Source organism: Micromonospora sp. CA-111912 (assembly GCF_050948415.1).
In the GTDB taxonomy this organism is placed as follows: Bacteria; Actinomycetota; Actinomycetes; order Mycobacteriales; family Micromonosporaceae; genus Micromonospora.
Window position 1 is genome coordinate 2,246,792 of record NZ_CP192007.1, and the last position, 12,746, is coordinate 2,259,537.

General features: G+C 76.2%; 3 protein-coding genes. 2 read left to right on the forward strand and 1 reads right to left on the reverse strand.

Annotated features, from left to right (window positions below; genetic code table 11):
* Positions 1–127 precede the first annotated feature (127 nt).
* Positions 128–592: a DUF3592 domain-containing protein gene (locus ACQPZO_RS09765; RefSeq protein WP_433348978.1), complete on the reverse strand. Its 465-nt coding sequence runs from the start codon at positions 590–592 to the stop codon at positions 128–130.
* An 88-nt stretch (positions 593–680) separates the two neighbouring features.
* On the opposite strand from ACQPZO_RS09765, the gene ACQPZO_RS09770 reads away from it, so the two are divergent.
* Both ACQPZO_RS09770 and ACQPZO_RS09775 read left to right on the forward strand, forming a co-directional pair.
* Entirely contained in the window at positions 681–1,271 is a 591-nt protein-coding gene (locus ACQPZO_RS09770) for a hypothetical protein (RefSeq protein ID WP_433348980.1), read from the forward strand.
* 1,340 nt (positions 1,272–2,611) lie between these two features.
* On the forward strand, positions 2,612–12,745 hold the full coding sequence (locus ACQPZO_RS09775) for a type I polyketide synthase (protein WP_433348982.1): 10,134 nt from the start codon (positions 2,612–2,614) through the stop codon (positions 12,743–12,745).
* The last annotated feature ends 1 nt before the right edge of the window (position 12,746 follow it).

A 12,746-nucleotide genomic window follows, 5' to 3' on the forward strand; every position in this document is an offset into this window, starting at 1 on the left:
GCGTCTGCGGGGCACCGCGCTCAGCGGCGTAGGCCGGGTGGAGTGGCGGCCAGGCGCGGTGACGCCCTGGTCAGGGTACGCCTCCCGCACCGCGCTGCCCTGCGGCCGGCCGCGGCGGCGTTCCGGATCACCGGGATCCGGGCTGGCCACCCGTTTTGATCCAGACGAGCGCCGCCACGATCGCCAGGCCCCCGGCGACCCCGAGCAGGGTGGGCAACTGGAGCAACAGGTCCTCCGTCGCGTATCGGTCAGCCGTGGCCGCCTTGGACGGATCGTTCGGGTCGACGTACACCGTGAGCTCCTCCCCGGCGTGGCGCCGACCCTCGTCGAGCTCGCTGGAGAACCGCTCCTGGTACGCCACACCGCCGACGGAATACGCCACGGTCATCCGGGTCACCGAGTACGAACGGCTGACCCGGAACCGTTCCGCCTGCACGACCCGGCCGGTCACCGCCGTTCCCTCGTTGACCCGCTGGTCGACGGTGGTGTTCAGGCGGTCATCGAGCAGGACGGCACCGCAGATCAGCACGGTTCCGAAGAGAGCCGCGACGATGACCCGTACTCCGCCGAGCGGCCTTTCCGATACCGACACCGGTCCTCCAAAGCACGGGAGCTCATGTCGATCAGCCCGTCGGTGGCGGGTTCACACTCTCAGATGCGGCCATCGCGCATCACTCTCATTGACTCGGACTTTACCGTCTCGAAGGATTGCGCGTTGGCCGGGGATTATCGCCGCCGCGTACCGCATCGGCCCTCGGGCGTGGCGCGACGGCCCGCGGCGGGACCCGGCGCTGCGCGGGACGCTGCTGGTCCAGGCCGCCCTGGCCGCCGCCGGGTTCGGCGACGAGCGCAGCGTACGGGAACTCATCGACCAGGCCGCCGGGATCGCCGACGAGATCGGCGAGGGCCACGGCCTGCACTGGACCAGTTTCGGGCCCACGGCGGTGGAGTTGGGCCGGGTGGCTGCCGCCGTCGAACTGGGCGCCGGCGGCGAGGCGGTGATCCTGCACGAGCGGGTCGTCGGCGCGGTCGACTGGCGACGGTTACCGGCCGAGCATCGGGCGGCGTACCTGCTCGACGCCACCCGCGCGTACCCCCGGGTCGGCGACCCCCTCGCCGCCGGACGCGCCCTGGTCGACGCGGACCGGGCCGCACCGGCCGAGGTCCGGTTGCGGCCGGTGGCCCGTACGCTGCTCACCGACCTGACCCGCCACGGACCGGTCCCGGCGGACGTAGCCCGGCTCGCCACGGCCCTCGGCATCGGGTCATGATTGCCCACCCGGATGACCCGAGATCCTGGTCAGGGCCTCGGTCCTACCGGTTCTCAGCCATGTCCCTCTCCCGCACATGCCCCGGGAGGTCGCCGCTACGCCGCCCCATGCCGCCCCGTGCAGCGGGCAGTCGGGCGGCGGCCTGACGAATGCGTCCCCACCCGGTCGGGAACCTGCCCTTCGGCCCCTGTGGAGCTGCCCCGTCCACGCTCCCGCTCCACCGATAGCACAAACGGGGCAGCTCCACAGGAGCCGAAGGAGGGCAGGCCGAGCCGGCAGGGGGCGATGGTGTCGGCATCGCACCATCCCCTGGGGCCGGCCTGGGATGGCTGGCGGAGACGCGCCCTTGCTGGCGGGAGTAGCGCAGGTAGAGCCGTTTCAGAAGATCGTCGAAGTTCTCGAACCGAGACCCCGGCCCCTCATGCCGTGCGTCACGCCTATGAGCGCCATTTCCGACGCCCACCCGGGGCCACGGCTGACCGCATGGAAGATCTAGGAGGGAAATGGCCCCTGGAGGGGCCGTTTGCTTCCAAGATCTTCAGTCATCCCAAGGAGCGGAACGTAAGTCCCGTTATGTGGACGGGTGCGGGCGGGTTCGGCGGGTGCGGGGGCGGGTGCGGGGGCGGGGGACAGGGCGGCAGGACGGGCTTCGGTGGGGTGGTGCCGGGGGCGGGACTACGTAGCCGAGTTGCGCGGTGATCGCCGCACCGGCGGCATCCACGTACGCGGCTCCGATCTGCGCGGTACCGGACACTCCGCGACTTTGCCGGGGCTCTGGCTCCATAGGGACCCACGCAGGGCAGGCCGACCCGGCAGGAGGCGATGGTGTCGGCAGCGCGCCGTCCCCTGGGGCCGGCCGGCAAGCCGGATACCCTCACGACCTTGCCGAGGCCCTGGGTCGGACAGTGGTCTGTGAAAGGAACACTTCCAGCGGAGTTGTTCACTGCGCGACGTCATGCATCGTTACGCGGAATGGTTCAATGTGCCACAGTGGAAAAGGCCGACGGGCGCGTGGTGTCGACGAGAACGGCGAAGCCGGCCGGGGCGGGTGTCGCACCCGCCCGCCCGCCGGTCGACGGGCACCGGCCGGTGCCCGTCGACCGGGCGCGTCGTCCCAGCCTGCGGGCCTGCTGCTAGGGGCAGTGGTAGGGGCTCGCTAGGGGTTGGCAGCGCTGTCCGGGGCCAAATACCTTCCTCCGGTAAGTAAGACCTGGTGTGGGCTGCAGCGCTGTCTGTCTGGCAATTCGTGGTCGGCTTTATGGGCTCTGGTCTTCGCGGCTTGAGGCGTCTGTGGACGGTATTGGGTCGCCTGGTTGTTCCGGCCCGAATAGGTGGCGCTAATGGCGAACGAAGATACGCTACGGGAATACCTGAAATGGGTGACGGCGGACCTTCACCAGACCAGGAGGAAGCTCGGCGAGCTCGAGGCGGCCAGCCGGGAGCCGATCGCGATCGTCGGCATGTCCTGCCGCTTTCCCGGCGGGGTGCGCTCCCCGGAGGACCTGTGGGAGCTCGTCGCCTCGGGCGAGGACGCCATCTCCGGGTTCCCCGCCGACCGGGGCTGGGACCTGACCCGGCTGTTCCACCCCGACCCCGACCACCCCGGCACGTCGTACGCCTCCGAGGGCGGCTTCCTCGACTCGGCCACCGACTTCGACGCGGGTTTCTTCGGCATCTCCCCGCGCGAGGCGCTCGCCATGGACCCCCAGCAGCGGTTGCTGCTGGAGACGTCGTGGGAGGCGTTCGAGCACGCCGGCATCGACCCGTCCGCGCTGCACGGCCACCAGGTCGGCGTCTTCGCCAGCACCACCGGTCAGGACTACGTGTCGCTGCTCCAGCCGCCGCCGCCCGGCACCGAGGGATACATCCTCACCGGCACGGCGGCGAGCGTGGTGTCCGGCCGGATCTCGTACGCCCTCGGCATCGAGGGCCCCGCCGTCACCGTCGACACCGCCTGCTCCTCGTCGCTGGTCGCCCTGCACCTCGCCTGCCAGGCCCTGCGCCAGGGGGAGTGCACCCTGGCGCTGGCCGGCGGCGCCACGATCATGTCCACCCCGTCCGCCTTCATCGGCTTCAGCCGGCAGCGCGGCCTCGCCGCCGACGGGCGGGTCAAGTCCTTCGCCGCCGCCGCCGACGGCACCGGGTGGGGCGAGGGCGTCGGCCTGCTGCTCGTCGAGCGGCTCTCCGACGCCCGCCGGCACGGGCACCCCGTGCTGGCCGTAGTCCGGGGCAGCGCCGTCAACCAGGACGGCGCGTCCAACGGGCTCACCGCCCCCAACGGCCCGTCCCAGCAGCGCGTCGTCCTGCAGGCCCTGGCCAGCGCCCGCCTCTCGCCCGAGCAGGTCGACGTGGTGGAGGCGCACGGCACCGGCACCACCCTCGGCGACCCGATCGAGGCGCAGGCGCTGCTCGCCACGTACGGGCAGGGCCGACCGGCGGACCGGCCGCTGTGGCTCGGCTCGGTGAAGTCGAACATCGGTCACACCCAGGCCGCCGCCGGCGTCGCCGGGGTGATCAAGATGGTGATGGCGTTGCGGCACGAGACGGTGCCGGCGACGCTGCACGTCGACGAGCCGACCCCCAACGTGGACTGGACGGCCGGCGCGGTGTCGCTGGTGACCCGGGCCCAGCCGTGGGTCGCCGGGGAGCAGCCGCGCCGGGCAGGCGTGTCCTCGTTCGGGATGAGCGGCACCAACGCCCACGTGATCATCGAGGAGGCGCCGGCCGAGGCCGACCCCGGGTCGGCGGTGCCCGGCGCGGACGGCGACGCCGGGCGCGACGCGGCCACCACCACGGGGGCCGGTACGGCCGGGGCCACCACCGCCGGGGCAGGCACGGCCGGGGCCACCACCGCCGGGGCAGGCACCGCGGGGGGCACCACCGCCGGGGCCGGGGCGGCCACGTCGGCCGGGGACGGGTCAGCGCCGGTCGTCGGCGCCGGCCTCGTGCCGGTGCTGCTCTCCGCCCGCGACGCGGCGGCGCTCACCGAGCAGGCCACCCGCTGGGCCGACCTGTTCGAGGCCCGCCCCGAACTCCGGCTGCCCGACGTGGGCTGGTCGTCGGCCACCACCCGGGCCCGGCTGGAGCACCGGGCCGTGCTGTTCGCCGCCGACCGCGCCGAACTGCTCGCCGGCCTGCGCGCGCTCGCCGCCGGCCACGACGCGCCCGGGCTGGTCACCGGCGCCGGGCCGCGCGGCGGCCAGCTCGCGTTCCTCTTCTCCGGGCAGGGCGCGCAGCGCTGCGGCATGGGCCGCGACCTGGCCGGGGCCTTCCCGGTGTTCGCCCGCGCGCTGGCGGAGGTCTGCGCCGAGCTGGACCGCCACCTGCCCCGACCGCTGGCCCCGGTGATCTTCGCGCCCGAGGGCGACGAGGCCGCCGCGCTGCTCAACCAGACCCTGTTCACCCAGGCCGGGCTCTTCGCCCTCGAGGTGGCGCTGTTCCGGCTCCTGGCGAGCTGGGGGGTCGTCCCGGACGTCCTGCTCGGCCACTCGATCGGCGAGCTGTCGGCGGCCCACGTCGCCGGTGTGCTGACCCTGCCGGACGCCGCCGCCGTCGTCGCCGCCCGGGGCCGGCTGATGCAGGCCCTGCCGGCCGGCGGCGCGATGCTGTCGGTCCAGCTTCCCGCCGAGGCGGTCCGGGCCGCCCTGACCGGCCTCGACGACCGGGTCGCCGTCGCCGCCGTGAACGGCCCCACCTCGGTGGTGGTCTCCGGTGCCGCCGACGCCGTGGAGGAACTCGAACGCCGCTGGGCCGACCAGGGGGTGCGGACCCGCCCGCTGCGGGTCAGCCACGCCTTCCACAGCCCGCTGATGGAACCGATGCTCGACGAGTTCGCCGCCGTGCTGCGCGGGGTGGAGCTGCACCCGCCGACGCTGCCGATCGTGTCGAACCTGACCGGCGAGGTCGCCGACCCCGACGCCGTGCGCACCCCCGAATACTGGGTGCGGCACGTGCGGGAGGCCGTCCGGTTCGCCGACGGCGTCGACCGGCTGTGCGCCATGGGCGTGCGCACCTTCCTGGAGGTGGGTCCGAGCAGGGTACTCACCGCGCTCACCCGCGACATCCTCGCCGCCACCGGCCGGGACGAGGACCGGGCCGCGACCGCCCTGCTGCGCCGCGACCGCGCCGAACCCGGCTCCGCGTTCGCCGCCCTCGCCGAGCTGCACGGCGGCGGGGTCGACGTGGACTGGGCCGCGCTGTTCGCGGGCGCCGACATCGCGCGGGTGCCGCTGCCCGGGTACGCGTTCCGCCGCCAGCGGTTCTGGCCCGAGCCGCCGCCCGCCGCCGTCGCGGCCACCGCCTCCGGCGACGACGACGGGTTCTGGGCGGCGCTGGAGGGCGCCGACGCCGAGACCCTGGGCGGCCAGCTGGGCGTCGACCCCGACGACGACTCCGTGCGTACCCTGCTGCCGGCCCTGCCGGTGCTCAGCTCCTGGCGGCGGTCGCGCCGGGAGCGGTCGCTGGCCGACGAGTGGTCGTACCAGGTGACGTGGAAGCCGGTGCCGGTCGCCGACCGCGACGCGCCCACCGGCCGCTGGCTGGTCGTGCTGCCCGCCGCCGACGCCCCCGCCTGGGCCGACGGGCTGGCCGGCCGGCTGCCCGACGCCGAACCGCTCACCGTCGGCGGGGCCGACCTGGACCGGGCGGCGCTGGTTGCCCGGCTGCGGGAGGCCGCCGACGAGCGGCCCGTCGACGGCGTGCTGCTCGTCGTCGCCGGCCAGGACCGGCTGCTGCCGGAGCACCCGGGCGTCACGCTCGCCGCCGCCACCGCCCTCGCGCTGGTCCAGGCGCTGACCGACCTCGACCTGGTGGCGCGGCTGTGGTGCGTCACCAGCGGCGCGGTCGCCGCGGCCCCCGCCGACCAGGTCGAACACCCGCTGCAGAACCAGGTCTGGGGCCTCGGCCGCGCCGCCGCCGTCGAGCAGCCGCACCGCTGGGGCGGCCTGGTCGACCTGCCGTCCACCGTGGACGACGCGGTCGCCCGCCGACTGGCCGCCGTGCTCGCCGACGGCGGCGAGGACCAGGTGGCCGTCCGCTCGGGCGGCGTCTGGGCCCGCCGGCTCGTGCCGGCCCCCGCCGCTGTGGACGACGGGCCCGCCGTCGACTGGAGCGGCGGCACCGTCCTGGTCACCGGCGGCACCGGCGGGCTCGGCGGGCACGTCACCCGCTGGCTGCTGGACCGGGGCGCCCGGCAGGTGGTGCTGGCCAGCCGCCGGGGCGCCGCCGCCCCCGCCGTGGCCGACCTGCTCGAAAGGTACGGCGCCGACGGGCGGGTCACCGCCGCCACCTGCGACGTGACCGACCGGTCCTCGGTGGCCGCGTTGCTGGACACGCTGCCCGGGCTGACCGCCGTCGTGCACGCCGCCGGCACCGACCAGCTCACCCCGCTGACCGACACCACCCTCGACGAGTTCTCCCACGTCGTCGCCGGCAAGGTGCTCGGCGCCCTGCACCTCGACGACTGCCTCGCCGACCGTCCCCTCGCCGCGTTCGTGCTCTTCTCCTCCATTTCCGGGGTGTGGGGCAGCGCCGGCCAGTGCGCGTACGGGGCCGGAAACTCGCTGCTGGACGCCCTCGCGGTCAACCGGCGCGGCCGGGGACTGCCGGCCACCGCCGTGTCCTGGACCGCCTGGGGCGGCGAGGGCGGCATGGCCGCCGAGAACGTGGCCACCGCGCAGCTCAACCGGATGGGCCTGCCCCCGATCGACCCCGACCGGGCGCTCGTCGCGCTGGACCGGGCGACCCGCCGGCCCACCGGATGCGTCACCGTCGCCGACGTCGACTGGGCCCGGTTCCACCCGGCGTTCACCGTGGCCCGGCCCAGCCCGCTGCTCGGCGACCTGCCCCAGGTGCGGGCCCTGCTCGACGCCGAGGAGTCCGCCGCGCCCGCGCCGGGCGCCGTCGCCGAACCGCTGCGCCACCTGGCCGGCCTCTCCGCCGCCGACCAGGAACGCGACCTGCTGCGGCTGGTCAACGAGCAGACCGCCGCCGTCCTCGGCCACGCCACCCCGGACGAGCTGCGCGGACGCCCGTTCAAGGACCTCGGCTTCGACTCGCTGACCGCCGTCGACTTCCGGGGCCGGATGAACACGGCCACCGGCCTGCGCCTGCCCACCACCGTGGTCTTCGACTACCCCACCCCCGCCGAGCTGGCCGCGCACCTGCGCGAGCTGGTCTTCGGGGGTGACGCGGCCGACGCGGGGGAGACGCTCGTCGTGCACGCCGACGAGCCCGTGGCGATCGTCGGCATGGCCTGCCGGTACCCGGGCGGCGTCGGCGGGCCGGAGGAGTTCTGGCGGCTCGTCGCCGACGGCGTCGACGCCGTGTCGGCGTTCCCCACCGACCGGGGCTGGGAGATCCCCGAGGGCCTCGACGGCACCCAGGCCCCGGCCGGCGGCTTCCTCTACGACGTGCCCGACTTCGACCCCGCGTTCTTCGAGATCTCGCCCCGCGAGGCGCTGGCCATGGACCCGCAGCAGCGGCTCACCCTGGAGGCGTCCTGGGAGGCGCTGGAGGGGGCCGGGGTCGATCCCGCCGCGCTGCGCGGCACCCGCACCGGCGTCTTCGTCGGCGCCTCCACCTCCGGGTACGGCACCGGGCTGACCGAGGTCCCCGAGGGCGTCGAGGGGTACCTGATGACCGGGGCCGCGCACAGCGTGATCTCCGGCCGGGTCGCGTACACCCTCGGGCTGGAGGGGCCGGCGGTCACCGTCGACACCGCCTGCTCGTCGTCGCTGGTGGCGCTGCACCTGGCCGGGGCGGCGCTGCGCCGGGGCGAGTGCGACCTGGCGCTGGCCGGCGGCGTGGCCGTGATGGCCACCCCCACGGCGTTCCAGGAGTTCTCCCGGCAGGGCGGGCTGGCCGGCGACGGCCGGTGCAAGTCGTTCGCCGCGTCCGCCGACGGCACCGGCTGGTCCGAGGGCGTCGGCATGCTGCTGGTGCAGCGCCTCTCCGACGCCCGCCGCGAGGGCCGGCGCATCCTCGCCGTGGTCCGCGGGTCCGCGGTCAACTCGGACGGCGCGTCCAACGGGCTGACCGCCCCGAACGGGCCGTCGCAGCAGCGGGTGATCCGGCAGGCCCTGGCCAGCGCCCGGCTCACCACCGCCGACGTGGACGTCGTCGAGGCGCACGGCACCGGCACCGTCCTCGGCGACCCGATCGAGGCGCAGGCCCTGCTGGCCACGTACGGCCAGGGCCGCGACGGCGGCGAGCCGCTGCTGCTGGGCTCGGTGAAGTCGAACATCGGGCACTCCCAGGCCGCCGCCGGGGTGGCCGGCGTGATCAAGATGGTGCTGGCGATGCGGGAGGGCCTCGTCCCGGCGTCCCTGCACGCCGACGAGCCGTCGCCGCACATCGACTGGTCGTCCGGGGCGGTGGAGCTGGTCACCCGGGCCCGCCCCTGGCCGGCCGTGGACCGGCCGCGCCGGGCCGCGGTGTCCTCGTTCGGGATCTCCGGCACCAACGCCCACGTGCTCGTCGAGCTGCCCGCCGCCGACGACGCCGACGCGGCCCCCGCGTCCGCGCCCGACCCCTGCCTGCTCGCCGCCGACACGGTGCTGTGGCCGCTGTCGGCGCGCTCCACGGCCGCCCTGGCCGCGCAGGCCGCCCGGCTGGCCCGGCACGTGCGGGAGCACCCCGGGCTCGACCCGGCGGCGGTGGCCTGGTCGCTGGCCACCACCCGGTCGACGTTCGACCGGCGGGCGGCGGTGCTCGGCGCGGGCACCCCGGACCTGCTCGCCGGCCTGGACGCGCTCGCCGCCAGCACCCCGGCCGGCAACCTGCTCACCGGCGCCGTCACCGGCCACGGGCCGGGCCCCGTGTTCGTCCTCCCGGACGCCCGCGCCACCCTCGACGCGGCGGCCGATCTGGTCGGCCGGTGCCCCGCCCTCGACGACGCGCTCGCCGACTGCCGTTCCGCCCTCGCCCCCTGGCTGGACGTCGACCCGGCCGCCCTGCTGACCGGCGCGGACCGGTCCTGGGTGGACCGGCCGGAGCTGGCCCAGCCCGTCGCCTTCGCCGTCGGCATCGCCCTGGCCGCCGTGTGGCGGCACGCCGGGGTCACCCCCGCCGCCGTGCTCGGCCACGCCGACGGCGAGGTCACCGCCGCCTGCGTGGCCGGCGTGCTCTCCCTGCCCGACGCGGCCCGCGTGGTCGCCCTGCGGGCCCGGGCCGCCGCGGACCCGGCCGACGACGACGCCGACCGCCTCCGCGCCGAACTGACCGGCCTCGCCCCGCAGCCGGGCACCGCCCGCCTGCTGTCGACCGTGACCGGGGACTGGGCCGACCCGGCGTCCCTGGACGCCGGCCACTGGGCCGACGGGGTCCACCGGCCGGGGTCCCTCGACGCCGCCCTGCGGGCCGCCGTCGCCGCCGGCCACGTCACCTTCGTGGCGCTGTCGCCCGACCCGGCGTCGACCGCCGAGCTGACCGGGGCGCTCGCCACGGCCGGCGTACCCGGCCAGGTGCTTACCACCCTGCGCGGGGACGGCGACGCGCCGAGCCGGCTGCTGGCCGCCCTCGCCGCCGCCCACACCGTCGGGCTGCCGGTCGAGCACCGCCGGATCCTCGCCGGAGCCGACCCGGTCGGCCTGCCCACGTACGCGTTCGAGCGGCACCGGTTCTGGCTGGAGCGCACCGGCGCCCACCGGGCCGTCCTGCCAGCCGTCGGCCTCGACGTCGTCGACCACCCGCTGCTCAGCGCCGTCGCCGAGCTGCCCGGCGACGAGGGGCTGCTGTTCACCGGCCGGATCTCCCTGACCGCCCAGCCGTGGCTGGCCGACCACGCCGTGCTGGGCACCGTGCTGCTGCCCGGCACCGCGCTGGTCGAGCTGGCGTCCTGGACGGGCCGGCACGCCGACGCCGCGTCGGTGGCCGAACTGAACCTGGAAGCGCCCCTGGCGATCCCCGCCGAGGGCGGCGTCGACCTGCGGGTCCGGGTCGGCCCGGCCGACGACACCGGGCACCGACCGGTCTCCGTGCACACCCGACCCGACGACGCCACCGACGGGTCCCGGCAGTGGCAGCGGCACGCCTCCGGCCTGCTCGCCGCCACCGAGGACCCGGCCCCCGCCCCGGCGGCCGTGTGGCCGCCCGCCGACGCCGAGCCGATCGCCCTCGACGGGCTCTACACCCGCCTCGCCGAGCAGGGCTACCACTACGGCCCGGTGTTCCGGTCCCTGCGCGCCGCGTGGCGCTCCGGCACCGACATCCTCGCCGAGGTGGCCCTGGACGCCGACGCGGCGACCGACACCACCGCCTTCTCGGTGCACCCCGCGCTGCTGGACGCGGCGCTGCACGCCATCGGCGCCAGCGTCGCCGGGGCCGGCCCCGACGACGCCGCCCCGCCGCCCGCGACGGGCGGCCCCGACATCCGGCCCGGCCTGCCGTTCGCCTGGACCGGCGTGACGATCCGACCGACCCGAGCCCGGGAGCTGCGGATCCGGCTCACCGCCACCGGTTCCGGGGCGATCGCGTTGACGGTCACCGACACCGGCGCGACGCCGGTCGCCGCCGTCACCGGCCTCGTCCTGCGGCCCATCTCCGGCGAGCAGCTCAGCGCGGCCCGCCGCGCCGCCACCCGGTCCCTGCACCGCCTCGACTGGGTCACCCCCGACGCGGTCCGCGCCGACAACCCGTACCGGCTGGTCGCCCTGGGCGACGACTGGCCCGCCGCCGACCGATCCCCGGACCTTGCCGCCCTGGTCGCCGGGGTGCGCGCCGGCGCGGCCGTCCCCGACGCGGTGGTCGTCACCTGCGGCGGGTCGGACCCGGGCGAGCCGGACCCGGCCCGGCTGGCCCACCGGGTCAGCCACCGCACCCTCGCGCTCGCCCAGCAGTGGCTCGCCGAGGACACCCTCGCCACCGCCCGGCTGGTGGTGGTCACCCGCGCCGCCGTCCGGGTCGACGCGGGCGACCGGATCGCCGACCTGCCCGCCGCCACCGCGTGGGGGCTGCTGCGCAGCGCCCAGTCGGAGAACCCCGACCGGATCGTGCTGGTCGACGTCGACGACGACCGGGCCGCCGCCGACCTGCTGCCGGCGGCGCTCGCCACCGGCGAGCCGCAGCTCGCGGTGCGCGCCGGCCAGCTCCGCGTCCCCCGGCTGACCCGGCTCGGCCCGCCGTCCGCCGACCGGCCCGACCCCGACCTGGCCGCCGGCACCGTCCTGGTGACCGGCGCGACCGGCGCGCTCGGCCGGCTGGTGGCCCGCCGGCTGGCCGACCGGCACGGGGTACGCCACCTGCTGCTGGTCAGCCGCACCGGCGGGAACGCCCCCGGCGTGGCGGCGCTCGTCGACGAACTCGCCGAGCTGGGCACGACCGCCAGGGTGGCCGCCTGCGACGTCACCGACCGCGACGCGCTGGCCCTGCTGATCGACCAGCTCCCCGCCGACCGGCCGCTCACCGGCGTGGTGCACGCCGCCGGAGTGCTCGACGACGGCATCCTCGGCGCCCTCACCCCGGACCGGTTCGACGCCGTGCTCCGGCCCAAGGTCGACGCCGGCTGGCACCTGCACGAGCTGACCGAGAAGCTGGACCTGGCCGCGTTCGTGCTGTTCTCCTCCGCCGCCGGCCTGTTCGGCGGCCCCGGGCAGGCCAACCACGCCGCCGCCAACTGCTTCCTCGACGCGCTCGCCCAGCACCGGCACGACCGGGGGCTGCCCGCCACCTCCATGGCCTGGGGGCCGTGGGCCAACGACACCGGCGACGGGCAGCCGGGGCACGTCGACGAGGACCGGATGAACCGGGGCGGCTTCGTCCCGCTCGCCGCCGAGGAGGGCATGGACCTGTTCAGCGAGGCGTTGCGGTTCGCCGACCCCGTCGTCGTACCGGTCAACCTCGACCTCGCCCTCATCGGCCGGCACGGGCCCGCCGCGGTGCCGCCGGTGCTGCGGTCGCTGGTCCGCCCGGCGACCACGGGCGCGGCCCGCGCCGCCGAGCGCGACCCGGCGGCGGCGCTGCGCGACACCCTCGCCGCCACCGCCGAGGCCGACCGCGACCAGGTGCTGTCCGACCTGGTCCGCACGCACGCCGCCGCCGTCCTCGGGTACGCCTCGATCCGGTCCATCGACGCCGAACGCGGCTTCGTCGAACTCGGCTTCGACTCGCTCACCGCCGTCGAGTTCCGCAACCGCCTCAACGCGGCCACCGGCCTGCGCCTGCCGTCCACGCTGATCTACGACCGGCCCACCACGGCGGCCCTCGTCGAGCACCTGCGGGGCGCGCTGCTGGCCGAGCGGAGCACGTCCGCGCTGACGGTGCTCGGCGAGCTGAACAAGCTGGAGCACGTCATGCGGACCGTGGCCGACGGCGACGCCGACCGGGTCGCCGTCGGCGACCGGCTGCGCGAACTGCTCTCCCTGTGGACCTACACCGGCTCCGGCACCCAGGACGCCACCGGCGACGACGAGAGCCTGTCCTCGGCGTCCGCCGAGGAGATCTTCAGCTTCCTGGACGAAGAACTCGGCACGGCCTGAT